Annotated in this window: 19 protein-coding genes; 16 read left to right on the top strand and 3 right to left on the bottom strand. The window is 73.0% G+C overall.

Annotated features, from left to right (window positions below):
• Window positions 1-63: 63 nt before the first annotated feature.
• Both ACWEJ6_RS20830 and ACWEJ6_RS20835 read left to right on the top strand, forming a co-directional pair.
• Window positions 64-1,437 carry an APC family permease gene (locus tag ACWEJ6_RS20830; protein WP_452425428.1) on the top strand — a complete coding sequence of 458 codons (1,374 nt, stop codon included), beginning with the start codon at window positions 64-66 and terminating at the stop codon, window positions 1,435-1,437.
• Window positions 1,434-2,084 carry an NAD-dependent epimerase/dehydratase family protein gene (locus ACWEJ6_RS20835; protein WP_452425430.1) on the top strand — a complete coding sequence of 217 codons (651 nt, stop codon included), beginning with the start codon at window positions 1,434-1,436 and terminating at the stop codon, window positions 2,082-2,084. The genes ACWEJ6_RS20830 and ACWEJ6_RS20835 overlap by 4 nt, the downstream gene beginning before the upstream one ends.
• Here ACWEJ6_RS20835 and ACWEJ6_RS20840 read toward each other — a convergent pair.
• Window positions 2,071-3,315: an MFS transporter gene (locus tag ACWEJ6_RS20840; RefSeq protein ID WP_452425432.1), complete on the bottom strand. Its 1,245-nt coding sequence runs from the start codon at window positions 3,313-3,315 to the stop codon at window positions 2,071-2,073. The genes ACWEJ6_RS20835 and ACWEJ6_RS20840 overlap by 14 nt on opposite strands.
• An 84-nt stretch (window positions 3,316-3,399) precedes the next feature.
• On the opposite strand from ACWEJ6_RS20840, the gene ACWEJ6_RS20845 reads away from it, so the two are divergent.
• The 10 genes from ACWEJ6_RS20845 to ACWEJ6_RS20890 all read left to right on the top strand — a co-directional run bounded on the left by ACWEJ6_RS20845 (window position 3,400) and on the right by ACWEJ6_RS20890 (window position 10,444).
• A complete protein-coding gene (locus tag ACWEJ6_RS20845) occupies window positions 3,400-3,936 on the top strand; it encodes a CGNR zinc finger domain-containing protein (protein ID WP_358285576.1) in 537 nt (178 codons plus the stop codon).
• A 79-nt stretch (window positions 3,937-4,015) separates the two neighbouring features.
• A complete protein-coding gene (locus ACWEJ6_RS20850; protein ID WP_358285574.1) occupies window positions 4,016-5,107 on the top strand; it encodes an LLM class flavin-dependent oxidoreductase in 1,092 nt (363 codons plus the stop codon).
• A 25-nt stretch (window positions 5,108-5,132) separates the two neighbouring features.
• Window positions 5,133-5,768, top strand: coding sequence for an FMN reductase (locus tag ACWEJ6_RS20855; protein ID WP_452425434.1), 636 nt, complete (start codon window positions 5,133-5,135; stop codon window positions 5,766-5,768).
• A gap of 99 nt (window positions 5,769-5,867) precedes the next feature.
• Window positions 5,868-6,542, top strand: coding sequence for a chitosanase (locus ACWEJ6_RS20860; RefSeq protein ID WP_358285570.1), 675 nt, complete (start codon window positions 5,868-5,870; stop codon window positions 6,540-6,542).
• Between the two features lie 50 nt (window positions 6,543-6,592).
• Window positions 6,593-7,105: a hypothetical protein gene (locus tag ACWEJ6_RS20865; RefSeq protein WP_387664922.1), complete on the top strand. Its 513-nt coding sequence runs from the start codon at window positions 6,593-6,595 to the stop codon at window positions 7,103-7,105.
• Window positions 7,106-7,133: 28 nt separating this feature from the next.
• Window positions 7,134-7,739 (top strand): cyclodeaminase/cyclohydrolase family protein, encoded by a 606-nt coding sequence (locus tag ACWEJ6_RS20870; protein WP_387664919.1) that lies wholly within the window; start codon window positions 7,134-7,136, stop codon window positions 7,737-7,739.
• Window positions 7,736-8,563: a bifunctional 5,10-methylenetetrahydrofolate dehydrogenase/5,10-methenyltetrahydrofolate cyclohydrolase gene (locus tag ACWEJ6_RS20875; RefSeq protein ID WP_358285564.1), complete on the top strand. Its 828-nt coding sequence runs from the start codon at window positions 7,736-7,738 to the stop codon at window positions 8,561-8,563. The genes ACWEJ6_RS20870 and ACWEJ6_RS20875 overlap by 4 nt, the downstream gene beginning before the upstream one ends.
• Window positions 8,564-8,592: 29 nt before the next feature.
• Window positions 8,593-9,279: a type 1 glutamine amidotransferase gene (locus ACWEJ6_RS20880; protein ID WP_358285562.1), complete on the top strand. Its 687-nt coding sequence runs from the start codon at window positions 8,593-8,595 to the stop codon at window positions 9,277-9,279.
• A gap of 99 nt (window positions 9,280-9,378) precedes the next feature.
• Window positions 9,379-9,684, top strand: coding sequence for a hypothetical protein (locus ACWEJ6_RS20885; protein WP_452425437.1), 306 nt, complete (start codon window positions 9,379-9,381; stop codon window positions 9,682-9,684).
• Between the two features lie 94 nt (window positions 9,685-9,778).
• A complete protein-coding gene (locus ACWEJ6_RS20890) occupies window positions 9,779-10,444 on the top strand; it encodes an endonuclease V (RefSeq protein ID WP_387664913.1) in 666 nt (221 codons plus the stop codon).
• Window positions 10,445-10,578: 134 nt separating this feature from the next.
• Here the strand turns inward: ACWEJ6_RS20890 and ACWEJ6_RS20895 are convergent, their stop codons facing one another.
• Together ACWEJ6_RS20895 and ACWEJ6_RS20900 are read right to left on the bottom strand one after the other, a co-directional pair.
• On the bottom strand, window positions 10,579-10,950 hold the full coding sequence (locus ACWEJ6_RS20895; protein ID WP_452425440.1) for a hypothetical protein: 372 nt from the start codon (window positions 10,948-10,950) through the stop codon (window positions 10,579-10,581).
• 141 nt (window positions 10,951-11,091) lie between these two features.
• Window positions 11,092-11,745: an NADPH-dependent F420 reductase gene (locus tag ACWEJ6_RS20900; protein ID WP_387664909.1), complete on the bottom strand. Its 654-nt coding sequence runs from the start codon at window positions 11,743-11,745 to the stop codon at window positions 11,092-11,094.
• An 89-nt stretch (window positions 11,746-11,834) separates the two neighbouring features.
• Here ACWEJ6_RS20900 and ACWEJ6_RS20905 point away from each other — a divergent pair, with 89 nt between their 5' ends.
• From ACWEJ6_RS20905 to ACWEJ6_RS20920, 4 genes are all read left to right on the top strand, one after another.
• The gene (locus tag ACWEJ6_RS20905) at window positions 11,835-12,191 is read left to right on the top strand and encodes a winged helix-turn-helix transcriptional regulator (protein ID WP_387664906.1); all 357 of its coding nucleotides are present in this window, start codon (window positions 11,835-11,837) and stop codon (window positions 12,189-12,191) included.
• Between the two features lie 81 nt (window positions 12,192-12,272).
• On the top strand, window positions 12,273-12,491 hold the full coding sequence (locus ACWEJ6_RS20910; RefSeq protein WP_358285553.1) for a hypothetical protein: 219 nt from the start codon (window positions 12,273-12,275) through the stop codon (window positions 12,489-12,491).
• A gap of 150 nt (window positions 12,492-12,641) precedes the next feature.
• Window positions 12,642-12,794, top strand: a complete 153-nt coding sequence (locus tag ACWEJ6_RS20915) for a hypothetical protein (protein ID WP_352331529.1) — start codon at window positions 12,642-12,644, stop codon at window positions 12,792-12,794.
• 20 nt (window positions 12,795-12,814) lie between these two features.
• The coding region (locus tag ACWEJ6_RS20920; RefSeq protein WP_452425451.1) for a TIGR00645 family protein at window positions 12,815-13,444 on the top strand (630 nt) is incomplete at its 3' end.

The following is a 13,444-nucleotide window of genomic DNA, read 5'->3' on the forward strand; positions in this document are numbered from 1 at the left end:
TCCTTGACGAACGCCCCCGATAGTTCTTTGATACTCGCTCAAGGAACCCCCCAAGGAGGCGTCGTGGCATCAACGGCCGCCCATCCACACCTGCACCGGGGACTCAAGCTCCTCGGCACCCTCCTCCTCACCCTGTCCGCCATCACCCCCGCGTCCTCGGTCTTCATCATCGCCCCCGGCGTGATCTCCCAGGCCGGCAGCGGCGCGATCCTCAGCTACCTGGCCGGCGCCGTCGTGGGCGTGTTCATGGCCTTCGTCTACGCCGAGCTGGGCTCGGCGTTCCCGCTCACCGGCGGCGAGTACGCCATCACCGCCCGGACGCTCGGCCGGCTGCCCGGCTTCGTGGTGCTCGGGCTGATCCTCATCACGCAGCTGCTCATCATCGCCGTCATCGCGCTGGGCGTGGGCGCGTACCTGTCGGTCGTCCTCCCGGGGCTGGACGGGCCGCTGGTGGCGGCCGTGACGTGCCTGCTCACCACCGTCGTGGCGGTCTTCGACATCAAGCTGAACGCCTGGGTGACCGGGGTGTTCCTGGCCATCGAGATGATCGCGCTGGTGGTCGTGGCGGCGCTCGGCCTGTTCAGTCCGCAGCGCTCGCCGGTCGAGCTGATCACCCATCCGGTGGTGGCCGGGGACGGCGGCGCGCTGGTGCCCGCCTCGCTGGGCCTGATCGGCGCGGCGACCGCGGTGGCGATCTTCTCCTACAACGGGTACGGCTCGGCGGTCTACTTCGGCGAGGAGGTGCACGACGCGCCGAAGAGCATCGCCAAGACCGTGCTGTGGGCGCTGGGCGTCACCGTGGCGGCCGAGCTGGTGCCGGTGACGGCGGTGCTGGTGGGCGCGCCGTCGCTGGAGGGCCTGTTCGGCGCGGAGAACATGATGCAGTACTTCGTCACCGCCCGCGCCGGGTCCGTGGCCAACACGGTGATCTCCCTGGCCGTGGCGCTGGCCATCCTCAACGCCGTGCTGGCCATCATCCTCATCACCTCGCGCATGTTGTTCAGCACCGGACGGGACCGCGCCTGGCCCGCGCCGGTCAGCCGCCTGCTGTCGTCGATCCACGCGCGGCACGGCTCGCCGTGGGTGGCCACGGTGCTGACCGGCGTGGTCAGCGCGGCCTGCTGCTTCATCGACGAGCGCTTCCTGCTGGTGGTGACCGGCACCTCGATCGTGGCCGTGTACGCGGCGCTGTGCCTGGGCGCGATCGCCGGGCGGCGCAACGGCACGACCGGCCACGCGGCGTACCGGATGCCGTGGTTCCCGCTCGCGCCGGTGCTGGCGCTGGCCGCGCTGGCGTACGTGATCTACCTCAACGCGCTGGACCCGGCGATCGGCCGGCCCAGCCTGTACGTCACCGCCGGGATCGCGGTGGTGTCGGCGGCGTACTATCTGGGGGTGCTGCGGCGGCGCGGCGGGTGGGATCTGGCTGAACCATGAGAGTGATCATCTTCGGGGCGACCGGCATGGTCGGGCGCGGCGTGCTCAGGGAGTGCCTGCTCGACGAGCGCGTGACGGCCGTGCTCACGGTCGGCCGGTCGCCCACGGGGACGGTCCACCCCAAGCTGCGCGAGCTGCTCCATTCCGACCTGTCGGACCTGTCGGCCGTCAAGGACGAGCTGTCCGGCTACGACGCCTGCTTCTTCTGCCTCGGCGTGTCCGCGGCGGGCATGAGCGAGCAGGAGTACCGGCGGGTCACCTACGACTACACGCTTGCGGCCGGCACCACGCTGGCCCGGCTCAGCCCGTCCTCGACCTTCGTCTACGTCTCGGGCGCCGGCACCGACGCGCACGGCCGCGCGATGTGGGCCAGGGTGAAGGGCGCGACGGAGAACGCGCTGCTCGCGCTGCCGTTCCACGCCTACATGTTCCGTCCCGGCTACATCCAGCCGATGCACGGCGTGACCTCGCGCACCCGCTGGTACCGGCTGGCCTACGTCGTGGCCGCGCCGCTCTACCCGCTGCTGCGGCGGCTGTTCCCGGCGTCGGTGACGACGACCGAGCGCATCGGCCAGGCGATGATCACCGTGGCCGAGCGCGGCGCGCCCGAGCGGATCCTCGGCCCGGCGGCGATCAACGCCCTGTGACGGCGGCCCGCGGCACCGGCCGCACGGCCCCCGGGATCAGCGGCACGGCCAGCAGCGAGGCGAGCGCGGCCAGCCCCCACACCGCCTCCCACGAGGCGAGGCCGAGCACCACCGGGACGAGCAGCGGGGTCACGAAGCCCGAGGCGAAGCAGGCGGTGCCCTCCAGGCCGAGCGCGGTGCCCGCCCTGACCGCGCCCGCCATGGCGGCGATCTCGGTGTAGGCGATGCCGTGCCAGGAGTTGGCCAGCAGGCCGCCGATCGCCAGGGCGGCGACGGTGAGCGGGGTGGGCGCCGAGGTGAGCACCGCGGCGGCGGCCATCGCGACGCCGGACAGCGTCCCGATGGCGCGGATCCAGGTGCGCCGCCCGCCGCGGCGGTCGGTGCGCCGGCCGGTCCAGATGCGCGCCGCGCCGCCGCCGAGCTGGGCGACGAGCACGGTGAGGGCGGCCAGGCCGGCGCCGGCCCCCTTGACGTCGTGCAGGAAGATCGCGGTGAAGGACAGCACGGCGAACTGCGGCACGGTGAGCAGCCCGCTGGCCAGCGCCACCCGCCACACGTCCCAGCGGCGCAGCGGCGAGGGGCCGGGCTCCGGGGCGGCGGCCGCGGCGGCGGGCGCCGGCTCGTGCAGCCAGCGCCAGGTGGCCGCCGCCGCCAGCAGGCAGAACACCGCCGGTACGGCGTAGGCGGCGCGGAACCCGTACCGCTCGGCGAGCCAGGGCAGCAGGGCGACCCCGACCGCGCCGCCGACGGGGATGGCCGTCTGGCGGACGCTCATGGCCAGCCCCCGCTCGCCGTCGGCGAACCAGGTCATGACGGCCCGCCCGGAGGCGCCGTTCACGCTGCCGCCCAGCGCCCCGGCGGCCAGCAGGCACGCCGCCAGCAGGGCCACCCCGGCGTGCTCGGCCGGCGTGACGGCGGCGGCCATCACCGCCAGCAGCGCGCCCGTGGCGGTCAACCCGGCCAGCAGCACGCGGCGGTCGCCCCAGCGGTCGGTGAGCATGCCCCACGCGATGTCGGAGGCCGCCACGCCCAGCCCCAGGCAGGACAGGACGAGGCCGAGCGAGCCCAGCGACAGGTGGTAGCCCGAGCGCATGGAGACCGCGGTCAGCGGGATGCCGGAGAACATGGCCGAGAAGCTGGCCTGGGCGCCGACGCCCACGGACAGCACGACCCATCGGTGCCGCGCGCCGAACCGGCGCGTCCCGCCGCCGACGGTGATGAGTGTCGCCACGATGCCCCCAAAGTAACCGGATTCAATGGTTAGAAACCTTGGCAGCGCCGGAAGTAACTTGTCAACGCGGTTACGATGAGCGTCGTGGACTTCACCTTCGTCAGCGGCAACCTCGGCCTCGACCTCGCCGGCACCATCGGCCACCGCCGGGGCGCGCGCATCGACCTGCTGGCCTCCCCCGCCGACCTGGCCCGCTGGACGGTCGCCGCCGGGCTCCTCGACGAGCCGCCCGAGACCGGCGACGACGACCTGGCGCGGGCGACGGCCCTGCGCGAGGCGATCTACCGGCTGGCCACGGCCGCCCGCGAGGGCAGCCCGTACGACCGGGCCGACCGCGACCTGCTCAACGAGACCGCCCGGCGCCCGCCCGCGGACGTCGCGCTCGAAGAGCGCGGCCTGCGGCGCGGCGGCGGCCTGCCCGGCGCGCTGTCCACGACGGCGCGCGCGGCGATCGAGCTGCTCGGCGGCCCGCAGGCGGAGCTGATCCGCGAGTGCGAGGCCGACCCCTGCACCCGCCTGTACGTCGACGCCTCCCACCGCCGCACCCGCCGCTGGTGCGACATGCGCGGCTGCGGCAACCGCGCCAAGGCGGCGGCCTTCCGCGCCCGCGCGGGCGCCTGACCGGGATGATGGAATAACGGCGGAGGCCGGGACGCTACGGTACCTGTCAAAGATTCAACAGTCATGGATGGTGACTAAAGTGCAGTTCGGAATCTTCAGCGTGGGCGACGTGACCACCGACCCCACCACCGGCAGGACCCCGACCGAGCACGAGCGGATCAAGGCGATGGTGGCGATCGCGCTCAAGGCCGAGGAGGTCGGCCTCGACGTGTTCGCGACGGGCGAGCACCACAACCCGCCGTTCGTGCCGTCCTCGCCGACCACCATGCTCGGCTACATCGCGGCCAGGACCGAGCGGCTGATCCTGTCCACCGCCACGACGTTGATCACGACCAACGACCCGGTCAAGATCGCCGAGGACTTCGCCATGCTCCAGCACCTGGCCGACGGCCGGGTGGACCTCATGCTGGGCCGTGGCAACACCGGGCCGGTCTACCCGTGGTTCGGGCAGGACATCCGCCAGGGCATCCCGCTGGCCGTGGAGAACTACGCGCTGCTGCACCAGCTCTGGCGCGAGGACGTCGTCGACTGGGAGGGCCGCTTCCGCACCCCGCTGCAGGGGTTCACCAGCACGCCGCGCCCGCTCGACGGGGTGCCGCCGTTCGTGTGGCACGGCTCGATCCGCAGCCCGGAGATCGCCGAGCAGGCCGCCTACTACGGTGACGGCTTCTTCGCCAACAACATCTTCTGGCCCAAGGAGCACTTCATCCGCCTGATCAACCTCTACCGCCGGCGCTACGCCCACTACGGGCACGGCACGCCCGAGCAGGCGATCGTCGGCCTGGGCGGCCAGGTGTTCATGCGCAAGAACTCCCAGGACGCGGTCCGCGAGTTCCGCCCCTACTTCGACAACGCCCCCGTGTACGGCCACGGGCCGTCGCTGGAGGAGTTCACCGCCGAGACCCCGCTCACCGTGGGCAGCCCGCAGCAGGTCATCGACCGGACGCTGGAGTTCCGCGAGTTCTTCGGCGACTACCAGCGCCAGCTGTTCCTCATGGACCACGCCGGCCTGCCGCTGAAGACCGTGCTGGAGCAGCTCGACATCCTGGGCGAGGAGGTCGTGCCGGTGCTGCGCAAGGAGATGGCCAAGGACCGCCCGGCCGGCGTCCCGGACGCGCCGGCGCACGCCTCGCTGCTCCAGGCCCGTACGTCCCAGGCCGTCGAGGTCTGACCCCTCCAGGGAAGGAGATCCCCCCATGAAGCTCGTCGTCGTCACGGCCGGCCTGACCCAGCCGTCCTCCACCCGCCTGCTCGCCGACCGGCTGGCCGAGGCCACCCGGCGGCGGCTGGACGGCGCGGCCGAGGTGCGCGTGGTCGAGCTGCGCGACCTGGCCGTGGACATCGCCAACAACCTGGTGACCGGCTTCCCCGGCGCCCGGCTGCGCGAGGTGGTCCAGGCCGTGACGCAGGCCGACGGGCTCATCGCGGTCACGCCGACCTTCAGCGGCTCCTACAGCGGGCTGTTCAAGTCGTTCTTCGACGTCCTGGACAACACGGCCCTGGCGGGCACGCCCGTGCTGATCGCCGCCACGGGCGGCACCGCCCGCCACTCGCTCGTGCTGGAGCACGCGCTGCGCCCGCTGTTCGCCTACCTGCGGGCCGTGGTCGTGCCGACCGCCGTCTACGCCGCCTCGGAGGACTGGGGCGGCGGCGGCGACTCCTTCACCGACGGGCTCGGCGAGCGCATCGACCGGGCCGCCGGCGAGCTGGCCGGCCTGCTGGCGGGCCGCGCTCCCCGCCCGGTCACGGCTGAGGAAGAAGGCGGGGCCGGGGCCGACGACGAGGTCGTCCCGTTCGCGGAGCAACTCGCGGCTTTGCGCCCACTGCGCTAGTTTGCAGCGGTGCTGACCGCTACATGCCTCTCGCTGTCCCTTGCCTTGACCTGCGTCTCCCCCGCAGACCTCAACAACCCACACAAGAAGGACATCGCCATGCAGCTGGTGTCCAGCGCGGAGAACTCCTCGCTGGACTGGAAGGCCCAGTACGGCTACATCGAGGACATCAAGGACGAACGCGGCTACACCGCGGGCATCATCGGCTTCTGCTCCGGCACCGGCGACATGCTGGAGCTGGTCGAGCTCTACACCAGGCGCAAGCCCTCGAACGTGCTGGCCAAGTACCTGCCCGCGCTGCGCAGGGTCAACGGCACCGACTCCCACAAGGGCCTCGGCAAGCCGTTCGTCAAGGACTGGAAGAAGGCCGCGGCCGATCCCGTCTTCCGGCGGGCCCAGGACCACGAGCGCGACCGCGTCTACTTCGACCCGGCCGTCCGCCGGGCCAAGAAGGACGGCCTGCGGGCGCTCGGCCAGTTCGCCTACTACGACGCCATGGTCATGCACGGTCCCGGCTCCGACAAGCTCAGCTTCGGCGGCATCAGGAAGGCCGCGCTGGCCAAGGCCGCCTCCCCCGCCCGCGGCGGCGACGAGGTGGCCTACCTCAACGCGTTCCTCGACGCCAGGAAGGCGGCGATGAAGGCCGAGGACGCCCACGACGACACCACCCGGGTCGACACCATGCAGCGCGTCTTCCTCAGGAAGGGCAACCTCGACCTCAGGCCGCCGCTGACCTGGAAGGTGTACGGCGACAAGTACACGATCAAGCACTGATCCGGCGATCAGGGTAGGTTGGTGCCCAAGCCGAACAAACGGGGTTAATCATGTCCAACGGTGCCCGTCATGGTCTGGGAGTGGTCGCGGGGCTGCTCCTTCCCCCGCTGATCGCCGCCTGCCTCATGTACGGCATCGGCGAGCTCGGCCTGACCATGGCCACGCGGTTCAGGGTCTCCTGGATCGGGCTGGCCGTGATCGCGGCGGCCGGGGCCGGTCTGGCGTTCCTGGCCGGCTCGCGCCTGTCACCGATCGCCTCGCTGCTCGGCGGGCTGGCCTACACCGCGCTCGGCCTGGTGCCCGCGGTGGAGCTGGGCGCCGGGTTCCGCGTCCTCCCCGACGGGCTGGTCACCGGCAGCCTGGGTGCGGGCCTGCAGACCACGATCTACACCGGGGTCATGCTGTTCCTCGGCGTGGCGCTGCTGGTCGTGTCGGCCTTCCCGTCGCGGTGGCGGTCCCCGGAGCGGCCGTCGGCCTACGCCTCCGAATACGGCTCGGCGGGCTCGCCGTACCTGCCGCAGGGCACGCCGCACGACGTCACCAGGCCGATGCACCGCGAGTGAGCCCGGCCGGGCCTGGCAGAATGCGGCCATGCGCGACTCGAAGATCGTCGACTTCCTGGCCGAGCTGGCCGACAAGGTGCCCGCCCCCGGCGGCGGGGCCACCGCCGCCCTGCACGCGGCCCAGTCCGCGGCGCTGCTCGGCATGGTGGCCCGCTACACCACCGGCGAGCGGTACGCCGAGCACGCCCAGACGGTCGCCGCGGTGATCGAGGAGACCGACGCCCTCCGCGCGCGGACGCTGCGGCTGGCCGAGGAGGACGCGGCCGCCTTCACCGCGGTCTCCGACGCCTACCGGCTGCCCAAGGGCGAGGAGCGCAGCGTCTCCATCGCCCGCGCCCTGGCCGGCGCGGCCGAGCCCCCGGCCCTGGTGGTGGCGGCCGCCACGCGCCTGGTCGAGCTCTGCGAGCTGCTGCTGCCGATCGGCAACCGCAACGTCGTCACCGACGTCGCCGCCGCCGCCGAGGCCGCCCGCGCCGCGCTCACCACCGCCCGGGTGAACGTCGAGGTCAACCTGCGGGGCATCAAGGACGAGCAGGTCCGCGAGCAGCTGACGGCCCGCCTGGCGGGCGTCGAGGCGGCCGTCGCCACGGCCGACCGGATCACCGCCGGGGTACGCGAGGAGATCGCCCGATGAGGACGCTGACCGGCCGCGACCTGGCCACCGCGATCAAGGCCCAGACGCAGGCCGAGGCCGCCGCCGGGCCGCAGCCCAGGCTGGCCGTCGTGGTCGCCACGGCCGACGAGGCCAGCCTGTGGTACGTCCGCTCGATCGCCAAGGCCGCCGCGGGCGTCGGCGTCGCCTGCGACATCGTCGACCTCGGCGCCGACGCCGACCCCGGCAGGATCCACGAGACGCTGGCCGGGCTCAGCGCCGACGACGCCGTCCACGGGGTCATGCTCCAGACGCCGCTGCCCGCCGGGGCCTCGGCGCAGGAGCTGGCCGCCGCCATCGACCCGCGCAAGGACGTCGACGGCGCGAACCCGCTCTCGCTCGGCCGCCTGGCCGCCGGGCTGCCCGCGTTCCCGCCCGCCACGGCGGCGGCCGTCATGGCCCTGCTCGACCACTACGAGGTGCCGCTCGAAGGGCGGCGGGCGGTGGTCGTCGGCCGCTCGACCGTGGTCGGCAAGCCGCTGGCCCATCTGCTGCTCGACCGGCACGCCACGGTCACCGTCTGCCATTCGCGCACCCGCGACCTGGCCGCCGTCACCGCCGGGGCCGAGGTGCTGGTGGCCGCCGTCGGCCGCGCCGGGCTGATCGGCGCCGCGCACGTCGCGCCGGGCGCGGTGGTCATCGACGTGGGCACCAACCCGACCGACGACGGCGGGCTCACCGGCGACGTCGACTTCGCGGCGGTCGCGGAGGTGGCCGGCGCGCTGACCCCGGTGCCCGGCGGCGTCGGCCCGGTGACGACCGCGCTGCTGCTGCGCCACACCGCCCGCGCGGCGAACCTGCCCTGAGCCCCGACATCCGAGAGTGGAGACCATCGATGGGTGACGTCCTGATCGTGCAGAACAGCAGGAGCGGCGGCCCGAGCCGGCTCGGCGACTGGCTGGAGGAGGCCGGGTTGCGGCTCGACGTGGTGCTCGCGCACGAGGGCGCCCCGCTGCCCGACCGGCTGGACCGGCACGACGCCATGATCATGCTCGGCGGCGGCTACCTGCCCTCCGAGGACGACCGGGCCCCGTGGCTGGCCGATGCCCGCCGGCTGGTGGGCCAGGCGCTGGCGGACGGCGTGCCGCTGTTCGGCATCTGCCTGGGCGGCCAGATGCTGGCCGAGGTGGCCGGCGGCGAGGTGACCGGCGACACCGGCGCGCCGGAGAACGGCAGCCTGCCGGTCACGATCCGGCCCGAGGCGGCCGACGACCCGCTGTTCCAGGGCCTGCCCCCGGTGGTGCCCGCGATCGAGCACCACAAGGACGCCGTCACCCGGCTGCCCGCCGGCGCGGTGTGGCTGGCCGAGACGCGCGCCTGCCCCTACCAGGCGTTCCGGGTGGGCGAGCGGGCGTGGGGGGTGCAGTTCCATCCCGAGGTGCTGCCCGCGCGCGTGCGCGAGTGGACGCCCGACGGCTTCGACCCCGCGGAGGTCTACGCGGGCGCGGTGGCCGACGAGCCGGTCTCCACGCCGATCTGGCGCGAGGTGGCGACCCGCTTCGCCAAGATCGTCCACGCCTGACCGCCCGCCTTCGCGGCTGCTGATCATATGACAGGATCCGGACGATCTTGTCCTGCCCGGGGGCGTATGACAGCCGCCGCCGGAGTTAGCGTCGGGTCCATGAAGATCAAGATTTTCGCCACCATGGTCGCCGCGGCCGCCGCCGTCTCGCTCGCCCCCTCCGCGGCCAGTGCGGAACCGCTTCCGTCCAACTGCCACTCCGGGATCGGCTACAGGTCCGCCTATTCCTGGGCGTACTGCACCAGCGGGTCCGGTTACGTGCGGGCCATCGCTACCTGCTCCAACGGTTCGTCCACCAGCAAGGCCTACGGGCCCTGGATGTGGGTCGGCTCGCAGTCGGAGGCGCACTGCGGCGGGGCGTACCCGACGGCCGTGGCGGGCTCCTACGACATCAAGGCCTACTGACCGACCGGCTGCCGTCCGGCCCGGCTCCGCCTGTCACGGCGGCCGGGGCGGGCGGTGGCCGGGGCGTGGGACGAATGGCCCTAACGTGGGGGGAATGCGGGTAGACAGACTTCACGCCTGGCCGGCCGACGCGGCCGAGGCCGAGGCCGTCCAGGACCGGTTGCGCGGCCGCGTGGAGCTCGCCGGGCCCACGGCCTTCCCCCTGGTGGCCGGTCTCGACGTGCACTACCACGGCGACGACGAGGTGACGGCGGCGGTGGTCGTCCTGGACGCGGCGACGCTGGAACCGGTCGAGCGGGCGGTGGCCCACGGCCGGGCCGCCTTCCCTTACGTGCCCGGCCTGTTCGCCTTCCGCGAGCTGCCCACCCTGGTGGAGGCGCTCGAACGTCTAGCCGTGACTCCCGACCTGCTGGTCTGCGACGGCCACGGGCTGGCCCACCCGCGCGGTTTCGGCCTGGCCTGCCATCTCGGCGTGCTGACCGGCCTGCCCGCGCTCGGCGTGGCCAAGACGCCGTTCGTGGGCGAGCACGAGCCGCCCGGCCGGGAACGCGGGGACTGGACGCCGATCGTCCACGAGGGCGTCACGGTGGGCAGGGCGCTGCGCACGCGGCGGGACACCAAACCGGTCTACGTCTCCCAGGGCCACCGCATCGGCCTGGACACCGCCACGTCCCAGACCCTGCTGCTCACGCCGCGCTACCGCCTCCCCGAGCCGGTGCGCCAGGCCGACCACCTGGCCCGCCACCCCGCCGGGACCTGACCGCCCCCTCGACCGGCCCCGCCAGGAAGGCCGGGGCCCGAGGGCCGGCGCGGAAAGGCCGACGCGGGAAGGCCGACGCGGGAAGGCCGGCGCGGGGGTCAGTGCGGGGGGTCAGTGCGGGGGGTCGGCGCAGGTCAGCGGCGCCAGGCCCAGACGACGAGCCACACGCTGAGCCCGAAGATCGTCATGCCCAGCGGCACGTGCGCGGCCACCGCCCCCGACCCGCCGAGCATCGACTGCAGGAACCCGAGCAGCAGCACCCCCAGGCTGACCAGCGCGGGCCAGCCCGCGCCGCGCCCCGGCCGCCACAGCAGCACGGCCGCGACGAGCTGGAGCAGCCCGAGCAGGTGGACGGCGCCCGCCCCGGCCCCGTGCAGTCCCGCGCCGGCCCCGCTCATGAGTTGCCCCGCCGTGACGGCCTGCAGGAGCACCGCCAACATGCTGAGCGTGGCGAGGGCCTTGAACGCGGTCGGATACCCGCTCCCCTTGACGACCTGGGTGACCACTGGACTCTCCTTCGACCTCGGGTGGACGCCCCCCAGGATCGCGCCGCCGCCGGAGCTGGGCATCCGCCGCCCGTCGTCATCCTCGCTACGCCCAGCGTCGTACGCTCACGCCGGGTCATGCGCTCACGCCGGGTCGTACGCTCACGCCGGGTCGTGCGCCCCCGAGGAGGCCAGCGGGGGCAGGATCGCCTGGGCGTCCGCGCCGCCGAACCAGAGCCCGATCACGAACGCGGCCGTCGCCTCCAGCTGCACTGCCCGGTCCAGGCCGCCGCCGTCCAGCGGGGTGCAGCCCAGGTCGCGGACCAGGCCCCGGACCAGGTCGAGCGCCCGGACGTCGTCACCGCACAGGGGCACCGCCAGCGGGCGGCCGCCGAACACGGGCGGCGTCATCCGCCACACGTCCACGTGGCACAGGTTGAACGCCTTCACCACGTGCCCGCCCGTGAGGTCGGCGATCCGGCGGGCGAGCGGACGCGTGACGTCGTACCTGTCGGGGGCGGCGGCGTTCGTCACGTCGATGATCGGCTTGCCGCGCAGGGCCGGGCCGGCGGCGGCCAGCACGTCGCCCAGCCCCGCCTCCCGGACGCCCACCATCACCACCTCGCCGGACGCGGCCGCCTCCGCCCAGCTCCCCGACCTCGCCCCCGGGCGGCCTGCCTGGGCGTTCATGCTCTCCGCGCGGGCACGGGCGCGCTCGGGGTCGCGTCCGCTGACCGTCACCTCGTGCCCGGCCCTGATCCACTGCGTGCCGAGCGCGTCGGCCATGCCGCCGGCGCCCAGGATCCCGATCTTCATGTCGTCCTCCGTGCTGCGAAAGGGCTTTACTAGGACAAGGACTCTAGAAATCCCGTCACGCACCGATCGGTGCCTATCGGAGGCGTTACGTGTTCCTCGCCGACTGCCAGGCCAGACTGGCCTTCGACCTGATCGCCAACACCTGGAACGCGGTCGTCGTCTGGTCGCTGCGCCACGGCCCGCGCCGTCCCGGCGAGCTGCGCGCGCAGATCGGCGGGATCAGCCCCAAGGTGCTCACCGAGACCCTGCGCCGCCTGGAGTTCAACGGGCTGGTCGCCCGCCGCGCCTACGCCGAGGCCCCGCCCCGCGTCGAGTACGCGCTGACCGACCTGGGCCGCTCCCTGCTCGGCCCGATCGAGGCGTTCGGCGTGTGGGCCCACGACCACGCCGAGGACGTCATGGACGCCCAGGACCGCTGGACGGACTCGAACTCCCCCGCTTCATGAGGATTCTTTAACGCAGCGTTACTGAGTAATTACTCTGGGTAGCAAGTCGGTGGTTGATCCCACCACCCCCAGGAGGTACTCATGCCTGACGTCCAACGCCGCCGCGCCGCCGTCATCGGGGGCGCGCTGACCGCGGCCCTCGCCGCCGCCCTCTTCGCGGCGCCCGCGTACGCCGTCGTCGATCCCGCCACCGCGGTCCCGTGCGCGGCCGAGGCCGCCGCGGGCCTGGCCGCCCTGGTGGACCCGGCGGCCCCCCAGGCGCCGACCGAGATCCCCGCGGCGGGCTGCCTGCATCCCTGACCGGCCGGCCACCGCGCGGGCGGTGCGGCGAGCCACGCCGCACCCCCGCCACCGGCCCTCCCCCTCCAACAGCTCCGACAGCTCCGACAGCTCCGACAGCTCCGACAGCGCAATCCCCGTGCCCGACCAGCAGCAGTCGAGGAGTCCCCATTGAAGTTCCGAATCCTGACCAGCGCAGCGGTCCTCGCTCTGGCGGCGGCGGCCGCCGTTCCCCCAATCGCCCTCGGGTCAGGGGGCCGAAACGATCCGGGGAACATCAATGTCCAGGCCATCGTCGACCGGGTCAACATCTTCACGTCGTAGTGAGGCCACCACAGTTGACCGTGGCCGAGTCCGGGTCCGCTCCCCGGCCGCGGAACACGCTGGACCACATCGGCTACGTCATGTTCCTCAGCCGGTGGATACAGGCGCCGCTCTACCTCGGGCTGATCGTCGCCCAGGTCGTCTACGTGTGGCGGTTCATGGTCGAACTCGCCCACCTGGTCGAACTCGGGTTCGGCGGCAACCCCCCGGAGACCACGATCATGCTGATCGTCCTCGGGCTCGTCGACGTCGTGATGGTCTCGAACCTGCTGATCATGGTCATCATCGGCGGCTACGAGACCTTCGTCTCACGGCTGCGCATCGACGGCCATCCCGATCAGCCGGAGTGGTTGTCCCATGTCAACGCAAACGTCCTCAAAGTCAAGCTGGCCATGGCGATCATCGGGATCTCGGGGGTGCACCTCCTGCAGATCTTCATCAACGCCGCCCGGCCGGCCATCACCGACAGGGAACTCGTATGGAAGACATTGATCCATCTCACCTTCGTGGTCTCGGCGCTGGCGCTGGCCGTGATGGATCGCATCATGGCGGGCGCCCCTGGACTGCCAACCGCTACGCCTTCACCGGCGGCAACCCCATCAACAACATCGAGATCGACGGACACCTGCCCTGCGCGGAGGGAATCCGTG

Source organism: Nonomuraea sp. NPDC004702 (assembly GCF_053601695.1).